At 60.4% G+C, this 19,499-nt stretch carries 22 protein-coding genes and 1 tRNA gene; 18 read left to right on the forward strand and 5 right to left on the reverse strand.

Annotated elements, in window-relative coordinates; translation table 11 throughout:
• Positions 1-166: 166 nt before the first annotated feature.
• From HMPREF2806_RS09615 to HMPREF2806_RS09645, 7 genes are all read left to right on the forward strand, one after another.
• Positions 167-445: a hypothetical protein gene (locus HMPREF2806_RS09615; RefSeq protein ID WP_070517559.1), complete on the forward strand. Its 279-nt coding sequence runs from the start codon at positions 167-169 to the stop codon at positions 443-445.
• 22 nt (positions 446-467) lie between these two features.
• Complete coding sequence (locus tag HMPREF2806_RS09620; protein ID WP_070517561.1) at positions 468-836, forward strand: hypothetical protein; 369 nt, start codon at positions 468-470, stop codon at positions 834-836.
• Positions 837-848: 12 nt separating this feature from the next.
• Positions 849-1,496 (forward strand): hypothetical protein, encoded by a 648-nt coding sequence (locus HMPREF2806_RS09625; RefSeq protein ID WP_070517563.1) that lies wholly within the window; start codon positions 849-851, stop codon positions 1,494-1,496.
• 63 nt (positions 1,497-1,559) lie between these two features.
• Entirely contained in the window at positions 1,560-2,378 is an 819-nt protein-coding gene (locus HMPREF2806_RS09630) for a peptidoglycan recognition protein family protein (protein WP_070517565.1), read from the forward strand.
• Positions 2,379-2,744: a hypothetical protein gene (locus tag HMPREF2806_RS09635; RefSeq protein WP_070517567.1), complete on the forward strand. Its 366-nt coding sequence runs from the start codon at positions 2,379-2,381 to the stop codon at positions 2,742-2,744. It begins immediately after the preceding gene.
• Positions 2,745-2,748: 4 nt separating this feature from the next.
• On the forward strand, positions 2,749-3,159 hold the full coding sequence (locus HMPREF2806_RS09640) for a hypothetical protein (protein ID WP_070517568.1): 411 nt from the start codon (positions 2,749-2,751) through the stop codon (positions 3,157-3,159).
• A complete protein-coding gene (locus HMPREF2806_RS09645) occupies positions 3,149-3,571 on the forward strand; it encodes a hypothetical protein (protein WP_070517570.1) in 423 nt (140 codons plus the stop codon). The genes HMPREF2806_RS09640 and HMPREF2806_RS09645 overlap by 11 nt, the downstream gene beginning before the upstream one ends.
• A 293-nt stretch (positions 3,572-3,864) precedes the next feature.
• Here HMPREF2806_RS09645 and HMPREF2806_RS09650 read toward each other — a convergent pair whose 3' ends face one another.
• Both HMPREF2806_RS09650 and HMPREF2806_RS09655 read right to left on the reverse strand, forming a co-directional pair.
• Entirely contained in the window at positions 3,865-4,065 is a 201-nt protein-coding gene (locus HMPREF2806_RS09650; protein WP_070517572.1) for a hypothetical protein, read from the reverse strand.
• Positions 4,066-4,067: 2 nt separating this feature from the next.
• Positions 4,068-4,799, reverse strand: coding sequence for a hypothetical protein (locus HMPREF2806_RS09655; protein ID WP_070517574.1), 732 nt, complete (start codon positions 4,797-4,799; stop codon positions 4,068-4,070).
• A gap of 494 nt (positions 4,800-5,293) precedes the next feature.
• On the opposite strand from HMPREF2806_RS09655, the gene HMPREF2806_RS09660 reads away from it, so the two are divergent.
• Genes HMPREF2806_RS09660 through HMPREF2806_RS09670 form a run of 3 tightly spaced genes read left to right on the forward strand, consistent with a single transcriptional unit; the run spans position 5,294 to position 10,035 of the window.
• Positions 5,294-5,902 carry a TetR/AcrR family transcriptional regulator gene (locus tag HMPREF2806_RS09660; RefSeq protein WP_046648318.1) on the forward strand — a complete coding sequence of 203 codons (609 nt, stop codon included), beginning with the start codon at positions 5,294-5,296 and terminating at the stop codon, positions 5,900-5,902.
• Positions 5,903-5,914: 12 nt separating this feature from the next.
• Positions 5,915-9,553 (forward strand): transcription-repair coupling factor, encoded by a 3,639-nt coding sequence (gene mfd, locus HMPREF2806_RS09665; protein ID WP_070510324.1) that lies wholly within the window; start codon positions 5,915-5,917, stop codon positions 9,551-9,553.
• Complete coding sequence (locus HMPREF2806_RS09670) at positions 9,553-10,035, forward strand: hypothetical protein (protein ID WP_046648319.1); 483 nt, start codon at positions 9,553-9,555, stop codon at positions 10,033-10,035. The genes mfd and HMPREF2806_RS09670 overlap by 1 nt, the downstream gene beginning before the upstream one ends.
• Here the strand turns inward: HMPREF2806_RS09670 and HMPREF2806_RS09675 are convergent.
• Positions 10,032-11,519, reverse strand: coding sequence for an amino acid permease (locus HMPREF2806_RS09675; protein WP_070517576.1), 1,488 nt, complete (start codon positions 11,517-11,519; stop codon positions 10,032-10,034). The two genes, HMPREF2806_RS09670 and HMPREF2806_RS09675, sit on opposite strands and share 4 nt — an antisense overlap.
• Positions 11,520-11,600: 81 nt before the next feature.
• On the opposite strand from HMPREF2806_RS09675, the gene HMPREF2806_RS09680 reads away from it, so the two are divergent.
• Entirely contained in the window at positions 11,601-12,215 is a 615-nt protein-coding gene (locus tag HMPREF2806_RS09680; protein ID WP_046648321.1) for a MazG nucleotide pyrophosphohydrolase domain-containing protein, read from the forward strand.
• On the opposite strand, the gene HMPREF2806_RS09685 is transcribed toward HMPREF2806_RS09680, so the two are convergent.
• Positions 12,212-12,634 carry a hypothetical protein gene (locus HMPREF2806_RS09685; RefSeq protein WP_070517578.1) on the reverse strand — a complete coding sequence of 141 codons (423 nt, stop codon included), beginning with the start codon at positions 12,632-12,634 and terminating at the stop codon, positions 12,212-12,214. The genes HMPREF2806_RS09680 and HMPREF2806_RS09685 overlap by 4 nt on opposite strands.
• 223 nt (positions 12,635-12,857) lie before the next feature.
• Here HMPREF2806_RS09685 and HMPREF2806_RS09690 point away from each other — a divergent pair, with 223 nt between their 5' ends.
• From HMPREF2806_RS09690 to HMPREF2806_RS09715, 6 genes are all read left to right on the forward strand, one after another.
• Positions 12,858-13,649, forward strand: a complete 792-nt coding sequence (locus tag HMPREF2806_RS09690; protein ID WP_049155526.1) for a lytic transglycosylase domain-containing protein — start codon at positions 12,858-12,860, stop codon at positions 13,647-13,649.
• 143 nt (positions 13,650-13,792) lie between these two features.
• Positions 13,793-15,070: a phosphopyruvate hydratase gene (eno, locus tag HMPREF2806_RS09695; RefSeq protein WP_049155525.1), complete on the forward strand. Its 1,278-nt coding sequence runs from the start codon at positions 13,793-13,795 to the stop codon at positions 15,068-15,070.
• 182 nt (positions 15,071-15,252) lie between these two features.
• Positions 15,253-15,804 carry a septum formation initiator family protein gene (locus tag HMPREF2806_RS09700; RefSeq protein ID WP_070510315.1) on the forward strand — a complete coding sequence of 184 codons (552 nt, stop codon included), beginning with the start codon at positions 15,253-15,255 and terminating at the stop codon, positions 15,802-15,804.
• Positions 15,805-15,838: 34 nt separating this feature from the next.
• Complete coding sequence (locus HMPREF2806_RS09705; protein WP_070517580.1) at positions 15,839-16,387, forward strand: DUF501 domain-containing protein; 549 nt, start codon at positions 15,839-15,841, stop codon at positions 16,385-16,387.
• A 16-nt stretch (positions 16,388-16,403) separates the two neighbouring features.
• Complete coding sequence (locus tag HMPREF2806_RS09710) at positions 16,404-17,357, forward strand: Ppx/GppA phosphatase family protein (protein WP_070510312.1); 954 nt, start codon at positions 16,404-16,406, stop codon at positions 17,355-17,357.
• A gap of 105 nt (positions 17,358-17,462) precedes the next feature.
• Positions 17,463-17,539: transfer RNA gene (locus tag HMPREF2806_RS09715), tRNA-Leu, on the forward strand.
• 187 nt (positions 17,540-17,726) lie between these two features.
• On the opposite strand, the gene HMPREF2806_RS13490 is transcribed toward HMPREF2806_RS09715, so the two are convergent.
• Positions 17,727-18,134 (reverse strand): hypothetical protein, encoded by a 408-nt coding sequence (locus HMPREF2806_RS13490; RefSeq protein WP_141756271.1) that lies wholly within the window; start codon positions 18,132-18,134, stop codon positions 17,727-17,729.
• Between the two features lie 490 nt (positions 18,135-18,624).
• Between HMPREF2806_RS13490 and HMPREF2806_RS09720 the strand changes: the two genes are divergently transcribed.
• On the forward strand, positions 18,625-19,425 hold the full coding sequence (locus HMPREF2806_RS09720) for a Bax inhibitor-1/YccA family protein (RefSeq protein WP_046648326.1): 801 nt from the start codon (positions 18,625-18,627) through the stop codon (positions 19,423-19,425).
• The last annotated feature ends 74 nt before the right edge of the window (positions 19,426-19,499 follow it).

The raw sequence follows: 19,499 nt of genomic DNA on the forward strand, positions 1-19,499 counted from the left end.
ACTGTTCATTCGGTTTCGGGTGTGCTTGATTTAAGCCAGCGTTCCGCTGTGGTGCGTGTGCTGAACCCCACCGATAAAGCGGAAATCGTTATCAACTGGATTCCTCTCTCTCTCTCTCTCTCTCTCTTCGTAGAATCTGCCGCCGCGTGGCTAAGGCGGTGGCATCATGGCTCTAAGAAAAATCACCCCCACCCCAGAGACCGCCAGTGGTGCGGGCTGGTCTGTCAAAAAGACGGGCAACGTGGTGGAGCTACGCATCGAAGGGCTAGAAACCCAAGAGTCTTTCCCCGAACAGTACGCGCCCACATCGCAGACGTACGCACCCGTGTCCGCCCAATCCACCACCAGTGCCTACACACCCCGAGTAGGCATCAACAGCAGGGGGTATCTCACCCCGCAAGGCTACTCGGGCAAAGGGTGGGGAGTCATCACCTACACCGTCTAGCCACCGTAGGCGGTGGTGCCTAATGGCACTCCGTCTAGTGAAGCCCGGGCCGGTGGTGCTGGAGTACGACAAGGCTGTTGGTGGTGTCACCTCTAGCGGCTGGCAGACCGTGACTTTTGGTGGGCAGGTGTATCAGACCCTCCCCGCTGGGGTGTGGTCGGTGACCGTGACCGGTGTGGACTGTGATGGTGTACGCCTGTACTACCGCAGGGCCGCTAGCCCCTCCGTTAATGCGTTCTTTTTGGAATCCGCGCCCGTGACCTCCTTGCAAGCCCCCACGGTGACCGCCACACTCCGCATCAATACTGGAGACCGATTCTTCATGCAGGTTAATGGGGAGAAACCGGAAACCACACTGCGGTATTCAGCTACATATCTAACACCAATCTAAGGAGAAAACTTTATGTCTGTACAAGACCTCAAGACCACCATCAGCAACCTCGACGAGGCCGATTTTTTTGACCTTTTCGGCTGGGTGTGTGGTGACGAATACGACCGCCGCAAAGCAGCACCGGCTGTGGAGCAGGCCCGCGCTGAGGACGCTAAGGAACTCTGGGAAACCCACCCCGAGTTGAAGCCCCAGTTTTCGACGGAGGTGGAGCCGGAAACCAGCATTGACCAGCTCGTTGAGAAGGTTGCCGCGTGGGCCAAGCCCACCAGCCGGGCCACCGCATACCCGCCAGCAGCGCTTGTTTCCCACGACGGGAAGCTGTGGCGAAACCGCCGCCTTGGGCAGAATGCGAAAACACCAGGCGAAATTTTCTCCGGCTGGGAAGACGTGACGCGTGACTTCCTGCGTGACGAGCCGATTAATACCGAGGGCGAGGACGCCCCGGGGCTGATTACCGAACCCGACGAGCCTACCGAGCCGGACGCCCCAGACGAGCCGGTGGAGCCAGCCCCCACAGTCCCAGAATGGCGGGAAGGCGAACTCATCACCAAAGGCACCACACGCCTCTACAACGGTGCCCTCTACGTCTGCCAACGCCTCCACACCACACGCGACGACCGCAGACCAGACACCGCCACCGACTACTGGACAAAGCTCTAACCACACACCCCCACTGACCGCCGCCTTCGGGCGGCTTTTCTTATACCTAAAGGAGGGCACAGTATGGACTGGATGAACGTGGAGCCGGACAAATATAACCTGCTCCGAAAGCACTACACACCAGGCAGGGGCGGGGCAAAAATTGAGTTCGTCACTCTGCACCACATGGCCATGATTGGTGACATCGACGACTGCGTAAGGGTGTGGCAAGACCGGCCCGCCAGTGCCCACTACGCCATCTCCCCAACCGGAATGATTGGCCAAGCCGTCAACGATTCCGATACCGCGTGGAGTAACGCAAACTTGTACTCCAACCAGCGCTCTATCAGCATTGAGCACTCTAATAGTGGTGGCCCTAGCGAGGATTGGCCCATCTCGGAGGCCACCCGTGAAGCAGGCGCGCACCTTGTGGCCGCACTGTGCCGCTACTACAAGCTGGGCAGGCCAGAGTCAGGCAAGAACGTCAGGTTCCACAGTATTGAGTCTGGTGGTTCCACCGCTTGCCCGTATCACCTACGCCCCGGCCATAAGTACCACGACCAGTACATTCGGCGCGCCCAGTACTGGTACGACCAAATGACCGGCAAGACCACACCAAAGCAACCGGCTAAGACCACTGGAGGGAGTAGCGTCACCATGAACGCGGTAGAGCAAGTTAATGCCCACACAAGGGCTTTCATCAGCGGTTTTTTCGGCCCGCAGTTTGATGCGATTCAGGAAATATGGACGCAATTGAGAGGCCCTGCCGGTAAGGGCTGGTCTCAGTTAGGGCAGGACAGTCAGGGCCGCAACCTGACTCCGGTCGATGCACTTGCGGCAATCCGACTCCAGCTCGCGCAACTTCAGGCGGACGTGGACGAATTGAAGCGGAGGAAGAAGTAAATGGCCAAGCACTACAAGAATCCAATCTTCACCACGGTAGGGGAGCAGGTAGCGGAGGCCGTCGCCGCTGAGCTTGTGGCTCAGCCCTGGTGGCTACGCTTCAAAGGCACCATCATGCTGGTGTTGCAGGCACTGGCGTGGTTGGCGGGTATCCTGCCGGTGTATCTGGCTGAGGCCCCGGCGTGGTTTATTGCCGTGGCTGGCGGTGTCGGCTTCGTGCTGACTACTCTGGTTAACCGCCTCACGATTGATGGGGTGACCCCGTCCATGGCGGGCCGGTTGGCGGAGCAAGCCCAGGCCGCAGAAGCCGAGGCTACGGCCCCAAGCCTGCCGGTCTACACCGGCCCCACCACAGCAGCGGAGTGACGCCGTGACCCGCACCCTACGGCTCATTATCGCCGCGCTCGCCTTCCAAGAGGCGTCACGCGGCCTCGACTACCTGTTCGGTGACAGCAGGCCCGGCACCGGCGTCTTCGAGATAGACAGTATTGGCCCGGCCTTCGCCTGGGGACTAGCCTGTGTCGTCGCCGCCCTGGTCATCACGGCGGGGCTGGTCACCAAGCGGGATAATATCGTGCGCTCAGGGGCGATGCTGTCGGCGGCTATCTACCTTGCCTTCGCTCTCATGGTCGTGGACAACGTCTATATGGATGACACGATAGACGACTGGCGCTATCTCACCTTGTACCTCAGTGCCGCTTTCATCTGGGGAGTCATCGCCTGGGCCTTAACCGTCCGCATGGCAGTCGCGAAAAACCGGAAGGAGCATAGTGCAGATTGACGAAATCCTCACGTTCCTATCCGGCTCCAAGAACCCCCTGGGTTTCTTCCTCTCCATCGCTATCATCCTCGCCTTCGTATCAGGGCTGTTCTCCAAGGCGGCGGAGAATTACGGCGGCATCATAGGCGCAGCCAGCAAGGCACTCACCCGCCACAAGCAGGCGGCTATTGCGGCAGACGAGGCCAGTGATGCGCGGCGCCTCGACCGGATGGAGGAGACGATTCAGCGCCTGGATGAGGAGGTGGGGGAGCTACGCGCCAAGGACAAGTCACACCATGAGTATCAGCTTTACGTGGCCGGGTACTGGCGCAAGCTGCAATTCTGGGCTGTGGAGAAGGACATAACCCTGCCGCCGCCGCCGATGATGACCTACCCCGAGTGGAAAATATCGACCTACCCGGATGCTGACTAGGCTTGTGAAAGTCTTTGAATTTTGACCCTCACCCTATGCCGGGTGGGGGTCCTTTTCTGCGTTTTCGGGCATTAAAAAATCCCCGCTGACGCGGGGAATAAGAGCAATCTGCATGATGATTGAACATCAGCAACGGCTCACCCCTGCTAACGCAGGGAAAATTGAGCTGCAGTGCAATGTATTGAACATCGACAACTGCTCACCCCCGCCGAGGCGGGGAAGGTTCGAGCTTTCCTGAATGCCTGAGCATCAGCAACGGCTCACCCCCGCTAATGCGGGGAACACCACTGAGCCTAAAGCATCTTCTTCCACTGCGCAACGGCAGACTGCTGACGCCCCGTCGCCTGCGCCACCCTGTACTGAGTCACGCCACTATCTAGGGCGGCGCGGGTGGCCTCCGCACGCTCACGCTTCAACCCGGCCAGTGCGTCCTCGGCGTCTTGCACCTGGCGGTCAATCCCCACCACCCGGGCGAGCAATTCATCCTGGCCCATGCTTATGCTCCCTTCTTGGCCATCGCGGCCATCGCGTTGGTGGAGGAGATGATGTAGCGGCGCATCAGGTCGCGCTCGGCATCCCCGGCCAGGATGCTCATGCTGGCGCGGCGCACCACATCCGCCGCCACGCGGGTGCCGGTGCGGTTGTTGAGCCGCTTCTCGGCCTCCTTGAGGCGAGCCTCCAGGCGCTCCATGGCCTGCTCGTTGATGATGGTGGTCTCGCAGTCACCCTGCACGCCGAAGGCCTGCTGAATCTGGATGGTGTCGTAGATGGCGACGGCGTCTTCGACCATGTCGTCGAGGATGGGGCCGTGGGCAACGTCGGCGCCGTCGGCGACCTGCTCGGCGCGCTGGATCTGTGCCTCAACGTCCTCGACGCGCTCGGCGATGTAGGCCTCCAGCTGCTTGATGATGTACGGCATGACGTGGATGGCGACCTCGTTGAGGTTGGCGATGAGGGCCGGGTGGTAGCCGTCCTTCAGGGATTCAATCAGGTCGCTGGCCTGCGCGGTGGTCAGCTCGTCGAGGTTGCACTCCAACTCGTGGTTGTGTACCTCGATGAGGCTTTCCATCCAGTCGTTGAGGGCTTCCTGGTCGACGGTCTTGCCGAAGCGGACGAGGCGCTGGTTAATCAGGTCGATGTTGTCCTGGATGTGGTCGTCGTCGATGGTGAGGGCGTCGCGGTTGTCGCGGAGGGATTCGATGTAGCGGGCCTGTGCTGCGGTGGTCATTGGTCTGTGTCCTTTTCTTTTGTGGCTCTCTGCCTTACACCTCTAATGCTACATGAGTAGTAGTACTACAGCAAGCGTAGTAGTGTGATAGTGACAGAACTCACAGACTAGAGGCTGGGGAGCGAAAACTAGGCCAAATCCGTGACGGACAAATGACGGAGAATTGACGGAGATTGAACCGTTTCCGCAGGTCGCCAAACGTCGCCAAAGCAACCGGGATCAAACGCAAAAATGGCCCGCAACCAGCAAATACGCCGGTCAACGGGTCACCTTAATCAGCTTCCCCACCAGGACTCGAACCTAGAATGACGGTACCAAAAACCGTAGTGTTGCCGATTACACCATGGGGAAACTGCGCACACTGTAGTGAGCGCTGGGGGACATGTTACCTGACGGGTGTACACGAGACCTAAACAGGTGGCCGACCTTCACGTTGCTGCCGGCGCTCTTGGCTGGTGAGGGCGATGTCCGGTGGGGGAGATACAGTAGAAGGCATGGTTCGACAAAGGATGACCGGGCGTGAGCGCCGTGAGCAATTGATCTCCATTGGGCGCGCGGCCTTCGCAGAACGCGGCTTCGATGGTGCCAGCGTGGAAGACATCGCCGCGCGCGCCGGCGTGTCCAAGCCGGTGGTCTATGAGCACTTCGGCGGCAAGGAAGGCCTGTACGCCGTCGTCATCGACCGCGAGCTCGTCGCTTTGGAAAAGGTCGTCACGGAATCACTGCAGACGGGTTCGTGGCGCCAGCGCATCGAGCAGGGGGTCGTCGCTTTGCTGACCTACGTGGAGGAGGAGACCGATGGTTTCTTAATCCTCGTGCGCGACTCCAAGCCAGGGGAGGAGCGTAGCTTCTCCACGCTGTTGAACACAGCGGTAAATCAGATTGCGCATATCCTCGGTGAGGCCTTCGAACACCGCGGTCTCGACCCCGAGCTGTCGGTGCTCTACGGCCAAGCGCTCGTCGGCATGGTGGCCACCACGGCCCAGTGGTGGCTAGATGAGCGCGAGCCTTCGCGCGAGACAGTCGCAGCGCACATCGTCAATTTGTGCTGGAATGGTCTTTCTGGCATGGAAGCAGCACCGAAGTTGAAGGGAGCCAAGTAGGTGGCAACGCCGATGCTGGGCGGGCTGCTCAAAGTAGCCGCCTCAGATCCGAAACTCAAAGGTCTCGCTACTCAAGTGGGCACACCGTCGCTGCACATCACGGGCATCGACCAGGCGCGCCCCTGGGCCATTGGCACGCTGGCTCACCACGCGCCGGTGCTGGTGGTGACTGCCTCCGGGCGTGAGGCGGAGGACCTCACCGCAGAGCTGGCAGCCATGCTGGGGGATAAGGTCGCCTACTTTCCCGCGTGGGAGACGTTGCCGCATGAGCGGCTGTCGCCGGCCCCGGATATCGTCGGCAAGCGCGCGCGTGTGCTCGACCTAGTGGGGGCGGGCAAAGCCCAAGTGGTGGTGACCTCTGCCCGCGGGTATTGCCAGCCTATCCTGAGCAAAGTGGAAGGCCGCGAGCCCATCTTCCTGAAGGAAGAAGCTGAGCACGAGCTCTCACATATCCTTTCGGAGTTGGAGTTTCGCGCCTACAAGCACGTGGATATGGTGGCCAAGCGCGGCGAGTACGCCACGCGCGGCGGCATCCTCGATGTTTTCCCCACCACCTCGGACTACCCGGTGCGTGTGGAGTTCTGGGGCGATGAGATTACCGATATCCGCCAGTTCTCCGTGGCGGATCAGCGCGCCATCCCGGAGATTGAGGTCGGCGAGGTCGCCATCTATCCCGCTCGCGAGCTGCCGATTACTAATGAGGTTGCCGCACGCGCCCGTGAGCTGGCTCAGAAGTTTGGCGGGAATGCGGCTCTGGCAGAACTGCTGACCAAGGTAGGCGAGCACATCCCTGCCGACGGTATGGAGGCGTTGCTTGCCGTGCTAGCCGACGACCCCTTTGTCACCCTCCCCGAACTCCTCACGGCGGGCACGCACGTGGTGCTCGTGGCACCGGAAAAGATCCGCACGCGCATTGCGGACCTGGAATCCACCGATGCGGAGTTCTTGGCTGCTGGCTGGGAGGCCGCCGCGATGGGCGCGGATGGTCCGCTGGCTGCCGAGGGCTTGGATACCTCGGCGTCGAGTTACCGCTCCTATGAGTCGCTTGAGGCGACGTGCCGGAATATCGAGGCCCCGCTGTGGACTTTTGCCCCGCCGGGGATGTTCGCCGCCGCTGAATCGGAGACTCTGCCGCTGGATTTTGAGCCCGGACCTACCCCACGCGGTGATATCTCAGAGATTGATGCGATGATGGCGCAGCTTCTAGCGCACACCACCGCTGGTGGGCGGGCTGCGTTTATTGCTCCTGCCCAGGGTGCGATCAAGCGCATGGTGGAGCGTTTCGCGGAGAAGGGGATTCCCACCAAGGTGGCCACGCCTGGGTGGGAGCCGAGCCCCGGCGAGGTCACCCTCTATCAGGCCTTGTCCCATGCGGGTCTGGTTTTCCCAAAGGTGCGCAAGCTGAAGGATGCTGAAGCGCTGCCGCTCGTGGTTATTACGGAAACTGATCTGACGGGTAACCGCGTCGGTGATATTGCGGGTGCGAAGCGTCGCCCAGCAAAGCGCCGCAACCGCGTGGATCCCCTCGCCCTGAAGCAGGGGGATTACGTGGTGCATGAGACCCATGGCATCGGCAAGTTCCTCAAGATGGCCGAACGCACCGTACAGTCCGGTGATGAGACGTCGCGCCGCGAGTACATCGTGCTGGAGTATGCGGCGTCCAAGCGCGGTCAGCCGGCCGACCAGCTGTGGGTGCCCATGGATTCGTTGGATCTGTTGAGCAAATACACCGGCGGTGAGGCGCCGACGCTGTCCAAGATGGGCGGCTCGGATTGGAAGAACACCAAGAAGAAGGCGCGTGCCGCGGTGCGTGAGATCGCCGGTGAGCTGGTGGAGCTTTATGCCAAGCGCCAGGCAGCCCCTGGCCACCAGTTTGGGCCCGATACGCCGTGGCAGGCGGAGATGGAGGATAATTTCCCCTTCGTCGAGACTGAAGACCAAATGCTGGCCATCGATGCCGTCAAGCAGGATATGGAATCCACGGTGCCGATGGACCGCGTGGTCGTCGGCGATGTGGGCTATGGCAAGACCGAGGTTGCGGTGCGCGCGGCCTTCAAGGCCGTGCAGGACGGTAAGCAGGTGGCGGTCCTCGTGCCCACGACTCTGCTGGCGCAACAGCACGCCGATACCTTCCGCGAGCGCATGCAGGGCTTTCCGGTGGATATTGAGGTCCTCTCGCGCTTTACCTCGGCCAAGGAGTCCAAGGAGATTCTCGCCGGCTTGGCGGATGGTTCCGTGGACATCGTCATCGGCACCCACCGCCTGCTGCAAACGGGCGTGCAGTGGAAGAACTTGGGCCTCATCGTGGTGGATGAGGAGCAGCGCTTCGGCGTGGAGCACAAGGAGCACATCAAGGCGCTCAAAGCCAGCGTGGATGTGCTCACCATGTCCGCGACACCGATTCCACGCACCTTGGAGATGTCCATGGCGGGCATCCGTGAAATGTCTACGATTTTGACGCCTCCGGAGGACCGTCACCCGGTCCTGACCTATGTGGGCGCGTATGAGGATAAGCAGGTGGCAGCGGCCATCCGCCGCGAGCTGCTGCGCGACGGCCAAGTTTTCTTCATCCACAACAAAGTCGCCGACATCGAAAAGAAGGCCCGCGAACTGCGGGACCTGGTGCCGGAGGCGCGCATCGTCGTCGCACACGGCCAGATGAACGAGGACGTGCTTGAACGCACCGTCCAAGGTTTCTGGGACCGCGAGTTCGACGTGCTGGTATGTACCACCATCGTGGAGACCGGTCTGGATATCGCTAATGCGAATACCCTCATCGTGGAAAACGCCCACCACATGGGTCTATCCCAGCTCCACCAGCTGCGCGGGCGCGTGGGCCGCTCCCGCGAGCGCGGCTATGCCTACTTCCTCTACCCGAAGGGCGCCACGCTGACGGAGACCTCCTATGACCGTCTGGCCACCATCGCCCAGAACAACGATCTGGGCGCGGGCATGGCCGTGGCCATGAAGGACCTTGAGATGCGCGGTGCCGGCAACGTGCTGGGCGCGGAGCAGTCCGGCCACATCGCCGGCGTGGGCTTCGACCTCTACGTGCGCCTTGTCGGTGAGGCGGTGGAGACCTTCAAGGCGCTCGCGCGTGGGGAGACCCCCGTGGTCACGGACGAAGGGCCGAAGGAAATCCGCATCGACCTGCCGGTGGACGCCCACATCCCGGAGTCCTATATCAACTCCGAGCGCCTGCGCCTAGAGGTTTACCGCAAGCTCGCAGCCTCCAAAGACAACGCGGACCTGGCACACGTGGTGGAGGAAATGCAGGACCGCTACGGCCCCGTTCCGGAGCCGGTGGAACGCCTTCTCGCCGTGGCCCGCCTGCGCCACCAGGCCCGCCGGGCTGGGGTCAGCGACATCACGGTGCAGGGCACGCGCATCAAGGTCCACCCGGTGGAGCTGGCGGATTCGAAACAGGTACGCCTCAAGCGCCTCTACCCGGGCTCCAACTACCGTGCGGCGGCTAAAGCAATCCAGCTCAGCTTCCCCAAGGCAGGACGGAATGTCACAGACCCCAAGCTGCGTGACATTGAGCTGCTGCAATGGGTGGCGGATTTCCTAGCGTCGATGTTTGAACTCGAGCACGTTGACGTCAGTGGTGCTAAGACTAAGAAAAACGTCATTAGCGTAGGAGAGAAGTAATGGACGCCGCGAACAACCGCCTTGGCTATCCTCGGGCGAATCAACGGATCGTCATGGTGGCGGTGTGGATGTTCGCGGCGTTGATCAGCATCCCCGTCTCGCTGGTCATAAAGTTCAGCGGCGAGAACGGTGGTTGGCTCACCTTCATGTTGATGATGTTTGGGGTAATCCTGGTTGGTGTCTGGGTGTTGCTTGGGCTGCTGCCGCTCTTTATCCGCAGTGATTACGAGAGCAAGCTGGAGTGGGCGTGGGTGTCCATGGCCCTGGTGTTCATCGGCTTCATCCTGGGCAACGCCAACCTGCCGGATTTTGGAGATATCGGACCGGCCACCGTACCGACGTGGTGGTTTGGCAACGAGGAAGCGGCCACAATCACCGGCGGCATCCTCCTCGTTATCAGCGGCATCGGCCACGTGATGTGGCTCGCAAGCTGCATCACGTACGCGGTGCTCTCGCACCGCTCAGCACCTGAGGTGTTCTAGAGAACGAGACGCCCAGTGCCCAAGCCCCACACCGCGGCGACAGCGCCGACGATCACCAGCGCCACAACGCACCATTCGAAGGTGTTAAACACGCGCTCCTTCTTGTGCAAGCGTGTGGCCACGTAAGGGATCATGCTCGGGACCACAGCCAGCGCGCCAAGCAGCACGTAGACCGGGTCGGCGGCGTAAATGAGCCAGACGGAATAAATGAAGGCGACGAGGCCGATGTAGAGGTGGCGGCGGTTCTCACGGCGGCTCACCTCCGGGCCAGACAAGTCGAAGCGCACCCCGGCATGCGGGTGGGTTAGCCCCTTGCCGCGCACCGCCAAGAGCACCAGGTACAGCGAGGAGAAGATGTAAGGCAGCAGGTACATGATGGTGGCCAGCTGCACCATTGCGTTATAGGACGTCTCGTTGAGGAAGAAGACGATGACGAAGAGCTGAATCGTCAGCGTAGAAATCAGCTGCGCAACCCAGGGCGCGCCGGCGATGTTCACGGTGCCGATCTTGCGGGGGAGAAGACCATCGACAGCCATCATGACGATAGGCTCCGCGCACAGCATCTGCCAGGACACATAGGCGCCAAGCACGGAAAGGCACAGGCCGAGGGAGATGAGCGCGCCGCCCCATTCGCCGACCGCGGCGGTGAGCACGGAGGCCATCGAGTTATCCGGAAGCGCTGCGAGCTCTTCCTGGGTAAGGACGCCGAAGCTCAGCGTGGACACGGACACCAGCAGCGCCAAGACGCTGATGAAGCCGATGACGGTGGCGCGGCCGACGTCGGCACGCGTGCGAGCCTGCTTGGAGTAGACCGAAGCGCCCTCCACGCCGATGAAGACCCACACGGTGAAGAGCATGATTCCCTGCACCTGCTCAAAGAGGGACTTATCAGAAGCCTTGCCCCAGATATCCAGGGTGAACTTGTCCCAGCTAAATCCCACGAAAGCGAGGATGACGATGAAGGCCACGATGGGCACGATCTTGGCCACGGAGGTGACCATGTTCATGATGGCCGCCTGCTTAATGCCGCGGGCCAGCACCGCAAAAATACCCCACGACAGCAAAGACACCGCAATGGCGGAAACCCAGCGGTGGTCGGCGTCAAAGAGGGGGACGTAGTGGCCGATGGTGTTGAAGAACAATGTGGCGTAGCCGACCTGGGCCATCACGGAGCCCAGCCAGTAGCCCCAACCGGAGGTGAAGCCGATGAAATCACCTAAGCCGGCGCGGACATAGGAGTACACACCGGAGTCGAGGTGCGGCTTGCGGTGCGCCAGGATTTGGAAGACGAAGGCGACGGAGAGCATGCCCACGCCGGCGATGAGCCAGCCGATGAGCATGGCGCCCGGGCCGGCGACGGAGGCGATGTTTTGCGGGAGAGAGAAGATACCCGCGCCCACCGTGGAACCGATGATGAGCGCGACAAGCGTCCACAGCGTCACGGAGTGCGTGCGCGGCGATTCGGTGAGATTGGAAGTGGTCATTGGTTAAAAATACCCCTTAAGGCGGGCTTTTGTGCAACTGCAGCGAAAGCTCATGGAACCCGGGACCTATACTCGTTGCTTATGACTGTCCTGTTGTTAGATCCGCGCTGGCCCACCCTAATCCCTCTGGAGGCCGTTGGAAAACTGCAGGGACCTGTTGTTTTTACCGATGAAGTACCGGTGAAGGTGCGGTGGAATTTCGACCAGCTCCTGTGCGGTGAGGATCCGGCAGGCCACGGTGTTGTGGTGAGCACAGATCCGTCCCACCCGCAGGTGCGCGCGCTTATCGACGCCCACGCGGAGCTCATCCTTGCCCCCTCCCTGGAGGAGCCGATGTGGCAGGCGCGCGAGGTGATGACGCGGGCCCGGCGCATCGGGGAGTGGGAGCGCGATCAAACCCATGAGAGCTTGCTGCCGTATCTGGAGGAAGAGTCCGCGGAGTTCGCCGAGGCGGTGCGGGAGCGCGCCTCTGAGGCCGAGCTGCTCAAGGAACTCGGTGATGTTTTCTTACAAGTCCTTTTCCATGCCGAGATAGCGGCGCGCCGCGGAGCTTTTAGCCTCGATGACGTCGCCATGTCCTTCGTCAACAAAATGCGCTCCCGCGCGCCCTACCTTTTTGACGGCACGGAGGACGTCGTGGAGGTAGAGGAGCAGGAGCGCCTGTGGGCCGAAGGTAAGGCCCGAGAAAAGGACTAGCCCTTCTGGATGATGGAGGACAGCAGAGGAGCGTAGTCGGTGAGCGTGGAGGACAGGCCAGTGCCGCCGGTGACGATGGTGTCTTCCTTAACGATCTTGCACTCGAGGGCACGGTCAGCGGTCTGGCCGGAGTACTTCACAGCGGCGAGGGCCAGCGGGCCGAGTTCCTCGGTGTTGCCCAGAGCCATGAGGTTCTTTGATAGCTGGTTGCGGGTGGTGTCCGGGCCGAGCAGCTCGCCCTCGGTCGCCTGATCCATCAGCGTCAGGGTGCTGCGGAGGGTGTTGCAGTCAGCATTCTGGATGCCTTGGGAAAGGAAGCCGCCCAACTCCTCGAGGGATGCGGCGGACGCGGTGGCGGGCACGACAGCACCCAGGGTGACAACAGCGGCAGCGGTGGCAGCGATACGGCGGATGAACATGGAACTCCTTGAGATTGAAGAAAGGGCGTTGAAAGAACGTGCAGGACCGGCGTAGGCGCGGCGGACCGTTCATCGGTGCAGTGTAGCGCACAATGTTACGCATGGGAATACTTTGACATAATTACTCAAAATATTTTTGCTTAGCTAGGTTCCTTTCGTCGCCAAGCGGCGCCCTCTGTGTCGGTCTAACCCACACGTGAAACCGTCTGTAGTATTCACCTTTATGACACAGGGGCTACGGAGGATTGGGGGCTGTGGCCTCGGCATTGTCTTGGCCATCATTCTGATCATTTCCCTGGTGGCGTGGAGTCTTTCCTTCCTTGATAAGCCTTCCCCGTTCCGGCAGCTGTCCCCCGTTCCGGAGGATCTTCCACCCGTCGGTGGGGCAGAGGTGCCCAATATTGATGTCGAAGCGCCAGGGCGCACCGCGGACAAGTTGACGTGGTGGTCTGATCAGCTTGCCGACGCCACCAGCATCCCCGCCCAAGCTTTGCGGGCCTATGGCAACGCCGAATTGATCGCGCGGCAGTCGTGGCCGAACTGCAATCTGCGCTGGAATACCCTCGCCGGGATTGGCTGGGTGGAAACCCGTCACGGGACCTATAACGGCAATATATTCCACCGTTCTTCACTCGATGAGAACGGTCACCCCGAGCCGCCCATCGTGGGTATCCCTCTCGACGGTACGAACAACACCACCCACGTTCCGGACAGCGATGGCGGCGTGTTTGATGGCGATACTGAGTTTGATCGGGCGGTAGGCCCCATGCAATTCATCCCGTCTTCGTGGGAGCATTTTGGTCGCGACGCCAACGGTGATGGCGTAGCCGATCCAAATCAAATCGATGATGCCGCGCTGGGCGCTGCCGCCTTGTTGTGTTTCGGCGATAGAGACCTTTCGACGCCGGAAGGCTGGCGCTCAGCCATCCTCAATTACAACCAATCCGAGGATTACCTGCGTAAAGTGGCCGCTGCGGCGAATTCCTATGCCATCGAACAGCCTGCGACGTCCTAGCGCCTTTCTAGATCTTTATCACGTTGTCCGTTTCCGCCCGACACGTTCCGAAGTTTTCTGGAACAATTGGCTGCAGGTGGTTTGGGAGCCCCTCCCAGAACACGAACCCAAGATCAATTTGGCTCTATAGGAGTGAAAGCAGCATGGCTGACATCATCCACGTAATGGCACGCGAAATTCTTGATTCCCGCGGCAACCCCACCGTTGAGGCTGAAGTATTCCTCGACGATGGAGCACGCGGTGTGGCCGGCGTTCCGTCTGGCGCTTCCACCGGTGTTCACGAGGCTCACGAGTTGCGTGACGGGGGTGACCGCTACTTGGGCAAGGGTGTTCTCAAGGCAGTTGAAAACGTCAACGAAGAGATTGCTGATGAACTTGCCGGCTTTGAGGCCGATGACCAGCGCCTGATCGACCAGGCCCTCATCAAGCTGGACGGTACTGATAACAAGTCCCGCCTCGGCGCCAACGCCATCCTGGGCGTCTCCATTGCCGCTGCCAAGGCTGCTGCCGAGTCTGCTGGCCTGCCGCTCTACCGCTACGTCGGTGGCCCGAACGCTCACGTCCTGCCCGTTCCGATGATGAATATTCTCAACGGTGGCTCCCACGCTGATTCCGGCGTGGATGTCCAGGAGTTCATGATTGCTCCGATCGGCGCAGAGTCCTTCTCCGAGGCGCTGCGCCAGGGTACTGAGGTCTACCACGCCCTCAAGAACGTCATCAAGGACAAGGGACTGTCCACCGGTCTGGGCGACGAGGGCGGCTTCGCTCCGTCCGTCGAGTCCACCAAGGCTGCACTCGACCTCATCGTTGACGCAATCAAGAAGGCCGGTCTGAAGCCGGGCGAGGACATTGCTCTGGCACTCGACGTTGCTTCCTCCGAGTTCTTTAAGGATGGCAAGTACCACTTCGAGGGCGGCGAGCACACCGCTGAGGAGATGGCCAAGGTCTACGAGGATCTCGTTGCCAACTACCCGATCGTCTCCATCGAGGACCCGCTGCAGGAAGATGACTGGGAGGGCTACACCAAGCTCACCGCAGCCATCGGTGACAAGGTCCAGATCGTGGGCGATGACTTCTTCGTCACCAACCCGGCCCGCCTCCAGGAGGGCATCGAGAAGAAGGCAGCCAACGCACTGCTGGTGAAGGTTAACCAGATCGGCACCCTGACCGAGACCTTCGACGCCGTCGAGCTGGCTCACCGCAACGGCTACCGCACCATGATGTCCCACCGTTCCGGCGAGACCGAGGACACCACCATTGCTGACCTCGCGGTTGCCCTCAACTGCGGCCAGATCAAGACCGGTGCCCCGGCACGTTCTGAGCGCGTGGCCAAGTACAACCAGCTGCTGCGCATCGAGCAGGAGCTCAGCGACGCAGCCGTCTACGCCGGCCGCTCCGCATTCCCGCGCTTCCAGGGCTAATTTCTAGGAGTAGCCGGGAACCGGCCACTCGCTGAGATAGCGTCGAAGCGAAAGGTGTCACAGGAAACTGTGGCACCTTTTTTCGTCGGGGTGGCCTCCATAGCGCTGTGGCGCATGTTATTTCTGAGACACGACGCGCGCCGCGCACTACCTGGGCTGTAGCGGGATACAATGACTTCCCGATGGCACGCACTACTTCTTCCCGCACGAAGCGCCGGAACACCGTTCCGGTCCACACGCGTGCCCGCGACGCTCAGCGCACCAAGCCGAAGAAGAATCCGTCCCAGCCTAAGGGGCTCGACATTCTGGGAGTGGGCGTCATTATCGCCGTCGTGCTCATAGTCCTCTTATCCATTGCCGTTCCGCTGCGCAATTACTACCATGGCCAGTCGGAGATAGCGCGCCTGGAAAGCTCTATTGCCGCCAAGCAGGAGCAAAAGGAAAACCTCCTCACCGAGATTGATAAGTATCGATCCGAGGAATACGTCAAACAAGAAGCACGTCGTCGCTTCGGTGTGATGGATGAAGGAGAAACCGCGTTCCGCATCATGGATCCGCGGATGGACTCAGGCGATACGGTGACCTCGGAACGCCGCGAGGACGTCGACGAGCGCGCGTGGTACACGGTGCTGTGGGATTCGGTGTCACAGGATGCTGAGACCCCACCGAACACTGAAACCCCACCGGAAGCGGAGAACCCGCCGGAAGACTTAGTCGAAGCTCCTGCTGAATAGGACGCACCCGCGCCTCCGTGTCACAATGGTTCCTATGACCGTGACCGATGCTGATCTTGAAGTCGTCCGCGAACAATTGGGCCGCACTCCGCGCGGCGTCGTGGACATTGCTTACCGCACCCCCGACGGAGCTCCTGCCGTGATTAAGACGGCGCCTAAGCTTCCCGACGGCACTCCGTTTCCTACCCTCTATTACCTCACTGATCCGCGCCTGACCGCCGAGGCATCGCGCCTTGAAGTTGCCCACGTCATGAAATGGATGGAGCAGCGTCTCGCCGCGGATGAGGACTTGCAGAAGGACTACCAGGCAGCGCACGAACACTACCTGGAAACCCGCAATGCCATGGAGGACTTGGGCACTGATTTTTCCGGTGGCGGCATGCCTGAGCGCGTTAAGTGCCTCCACGTGCTTATTGCTTATGCCTTGGCAGAAGGCCCTGGTCGGGTGCGCTTTGGCACCGAGGCCGTCGCGATGGCTGCAGAACACGGTAAACTCCGAGGAAGCGCCATCCCGGAGGATTGGCCCACCGTGGGGGAACTGGGCATTGATATGACCCGGTTTGATTTTTCTAACGCCGGTTAAGAGAAAGGCTAGCCTTATGACTCGCGTCGCTGCTGTCGACTGCGGAACCAACTCCATCCGCCTGCTCATCAGTGAGATCCAAGAGGATGGCAAGATTCGGGATATCTCCCGCACGATGGAGATCGTCCGCCTCGGACAAGGCGTCGATGCCACCGGTGAGTTCGAGCCAGAAGCACTCGCACGGACTCGTGCGGCCCTTGAAGAATACGTCAAGCAGATGAAATTTGAGAAGGTTGAGCGCGTGCGGATGGTGGCAACCTCGGCAACACGTGATGCCAAAAACCACCGCGAGTTCTTCGATATGACCGAGGAGCTTCTTGGTCAGGTCCAGCCGGGTGCCCGCGCGGAGATCATTTCCGGGGAGGAGGAAGCACTGCTGTCCTTCACCGGTGCGGTGGGGGACCTGCGCTCTGAGAAGGGGCCCTACTGCGTCATCGACTTGGGCGGCGGTTCGACGGAGTTCGTCGTCGGGACAATCGACGGCGAGATTCTCGGCTCCCACTCTGCGCAGATGGGGTGCGTGCGACTCACTGAGCGCATGATGCGCAACGATCCGCCTACCGAAGCAGAGATTGAGATCGCTACTGATTACGTCGCTGAACGCATGGCTGAAGTGGAAAAGATCGTGCCCATCGACAAAGCCCAAACCTTTGTCGGCTGCGCCGGTACCTTCACGACGCTCTCGGCGCTGGCTCAGGGCATGGAACGCTACGATGCTGACTCCATCCACGGATCCGAGCTGCGCTTCGACGCTCTGCGGGTACTCACCCGGCAGATGATCGGTTTGTCCTCGGACGTGAGGGCCCTCAACCCCGTCATCCACCCGGGCCGCGCCGATGTCATCGGCGGCGGCTGCGTGGCCGTGGAGGGCATCATGACGATGATTGAGCGCAACAGTGATGCTCGTTCCTTCTTCATCAGTGAGAAGGACATCCTCGATGGCATCATTAGCGGCCTTGTCGCAAACTAAGCGAACTAGGCCGGTACCGTCCCGCGGACCGGCACAGTTCTACGGTTGCCGACCCTATTTTCGGCATGTGTCCACCCGTGCCCTAAGATAAGTGGGCACGGTTTGGCCCCCATAGCCCAATCGGCAGAGGCAGTCGACTTAAAATCGATTCAGTGTGGGTTCGAGTCCCACTGGGGGCACCATGACCAGCGGAAATGCTGGAAAAATTGGAGCAAAAAGTGAAAACCCTCTAAAAACCCTCTAAAAAATCGCTAGACAACACAGTTTTGCTGGAACTGTGTCTCTGACTCACAAGCCCCTAGCGGTACCGCCCCTGCATTCGGGCCGTGCTTTCAGCGTCGGGATCGGTTGTTGTGATGCGGGGTTTGTCTACTGATAGATGGAGCCGTCTGGGTCGGCAGCTCGGACTATATCTTCTACTGCGGAGCACAGGTCTGGGTCATCAATGTATCCGTCTTGGCAGCCGTGGTAAGTCTGGATTTCGCCCGAGGTTGGGTTACGGGCGCCATTATCTGCAGTGCCGTATCCACATGTTGCCGCCGGGCCGACGCATTCCTCAGTTTCTTCTAGTCCGGCCTGGCCCTCATTTTCGAGGTACTGCTCGCCGCCTCGGGTGTCGAAACACCATTGAGAGTAAGAGACTGTGCCATCTGACCATCGTGCTGGGCCAGGGGTGCCCTCAAGGCATTCCACGACGGTGGGTTCCGCGGGTACTTGTTCTACTGCTACAGGAGCGTCGGATGCGGGAAGTTCTGGGTCAGGTTGTGCCTCTTCCACGTGGGACTCTGGTTCCGTGGATGTGGAGGCGTCTGCGGGGGAGGTACTGGACGGGCTTGTGCTTGGTGGCGCCTCGTCGGGCCCAGTTTCGTTGTTGCTAGTACTCGTTGGGCTTGGTTCAGGTGCGGGCCCGGTGCTGCAACTGCCGAGGGCAAAAGCAATAGCAGCAACCGCAAGGCTAAATTTCTTCATGCTGCTTGCCGCCTTCCATTGAAGTGATAGTGAATGAAAAGAACCCTAGCCTCTTCGTAGCGTCCTTGGACGAGGAGCGGGGAGAAGACCTCACAGTCCTTAGCCAAGGACACAGTGTGCTACCGCAGTGCAGCGGTGCTTCCCGACGTTTCGTTGGCACGTGTGGACAATTTTGCGAATTTTGGGATTTTTGGGAACTTCCTAGCAATGGGGCACGTTGATCCCAGTGAAATGACAAACACGGCACCCCCTCCGGGGCTGCTTTTAGAGAAAGACTGTGAAAGGAATCGGGATTCGCGTGCGTTCTAGTAACCCCGTGATGAGTTCCCTCTCGTCCAGCCAAAGCCAGACCCAGGGTAATCCCTACGGGCAGAGTGACAATCCATTCAGCCAAGAAAACCGCAGCGCTGATCGTCCGCTGACGGTTGATGATGTCGTGACCAAGACTGGCATCACCTTGGGCGTCATTATCGTTATGGCCGTACTCAACTTCGCTATTGGTGAGTTGATCAACCCGGGCATCTCAATGATTCTTACCTTGGTTGGTGCGCTGGGCGGTTTCGTTACTGTTCTGGTCTCAACGTTTGGTAAGAAGTTCGGATCTGCTGCGGTGACGTTGATCTACGCAGTGTTTGAAGGCCTTTTCGTGGGCGGATTCTCGCTCATGTTTGCCGGCGTATCCTTCGGTAACTCCGATGGTATGGCGCTTATCGGCCAGGCCATCATGGGCACCGTTGGCGTATTTATCGGCATGCTGATGGTCTACAAGACCGGTGCAGTCAAGGTCACCCCGAAGTTCAACAAGATCATGTTCGGCCTCATCGCCGGCGTGGCTGTGATGGCGCTGGGCAACTTGCTGGGTGCCATCTTCTTCGGCTTTAACCCGCTGCGTGATGGCGGCATGCTCGCCATCATCTTCTCCCTCGTCTGCATCGTGCTGGCGTCCCTGTCCTTCATGACGGACTTCGATCAGGCTGACCGTCTCATCCGCCAGGGCGCTCCGGCTCAGTATGCTTGGGGCATCGCTCTCGGCTTGGCTGTGACCCTGGTCTGGCTCTACACCGAGATTCTCCGTCTGCTGAGCTACTTCAGGGACTAGCCTCGGCACCGCCTTTAAGAACCGGCGGCCGGCACCCACAACGACTTCTGGGTGCCGGCCGCCGGTTTTCTATG

The organism is Corynebacterium sp. HMSC076G08 (assembly GCF_001811515.1).
Lineage (GTDB): Bacteria > Actinomycetota > Actinomycetes > Mycobacteriales > Mycobacteriaceae > Corynebacterium > Corynebacterium hiratae.

Coding starts and splice junctions, on each gene's coding strand:
- HMPREF2806_RS09615 (WP_070517559.1), top strand. CDS start 167: ATGGCTCTAAGAAAAATCACCCCCACCCCAGAGACCGCCAGTGGTGCG.
- HMPREF2806_RS09625 (WP_070517563.1), top strand. CDS start 849: ATGTCTGTACAAGACCTCAAGACCACCATCAGCAACCTCGACGAGGCC.
- HMPREF2806_RS09635 (WP_070517567.1), top strand. CDS start 2,379: ATGGCCAAGCACTACAAGAATCCAATCTTCACCACGGTAGGGGAGCAG.
- HMPREF2806_RS09680 (WP_046648321.1), top strand. CDS start 11,601: ATGACTGTCCTGTTGTTAGATCCGCGCTGGCCCACCCTAATCCCTCTG.
- HMPREF2806_RS09655 (WP_070517574.1), bottom strand. CDS start 4,799: ATGACCACCGCAGCACAGGCCCGCTACATCGAATCCCTCCGCGACAAC.
- HMPREF2806_RS09650 (WP_070517572.1), bottom strand. CDS start 4,065: ATGGGCCAGGATGAATTGCTCGCCCGGGTGGTGGGGATTGACCGCCAG.
- HMPREF2806_RS09620 (WP_070517561.1), top strand. CDS start 468: ATGGCACTCCGTCTAGTGAAGCCCGGGCCGGTGGTGCTGGAGTACGAC.
- HMPREF2806_RS09690 (WP_049155526.1), top strand. CDS start 12,858: ATGACACAGGGGCTACGGAGGATTGGGGGCTGTGGCCTCGGCATTGTC.
- HMPREF2806_RS09710 (WP_070510312.1), top strand. CDS start 16,404: ATGACTCGCGTCGCTGCTGTCGACTGCGGAACCAACTCCATCCGCCTG.
- eno (WP_049155525.1), top strand. CDS start 13,793: ATGGCTGACATCATCCACGTAATGGCACGCGAAATTCTTGATTCCCGC.
- mfd (WP_070510324.1), top strand. CDS start 5,915: ATGCTGGGCGGGCTGCTCAAAGTAGCCGCCTCAGATCCGAAACTCAAA.
- HMPREF2806_RS09685 (WP_070517578.1), bottom strand. CDS start 12,634: ATGTTCATCCGCCGTATCGCTGCCACCGCTGCCGCTGTTGTCACCCTG.
- HMPREF2806_RS09700 (WP_070510315.1), top strand. CDS start 15,253: ATGGCACGCACTACTTCTTCCCGCACGAAGCGCCGGAACACCGTTCCG.
- HMPREF2806_RS09705 (WP_070517580.1), top strand. CDS start 15,839: ATGACCGTGACCGATGCTGATCTTGAAGTCGTCCGCGAACAATTGGGC.
- HMPREF2806_RS09630 (WP_070517565.1), top strand. CDS start 1,560: ATGGACTGGATGAACGTGGAGCCGGACAAATATAACCTGCTCCGAAAG.
- HMPREF2806_RS09660 (WP_046648318.1), top strand. CDS start 5,294: ATGGTTCGACAAAGGATGACCGGGCGTGAGCGCCGTGAGCAATTGATC.
- HMPREF2806_RS09670 (WP_046648319.1), top strand. CDS start 9,553: ATGGACGCCGCGAACAACCGCCTTGGCTATCCTCGGGCGAATCAACGG.
- HMPREF2806_RS09675 (WP_070517576.1), bottom strand. CDS start 11,519: ATGACCACTTCCAATCTCACCGAATCGCCGCGCACGCACTCCGTGACG.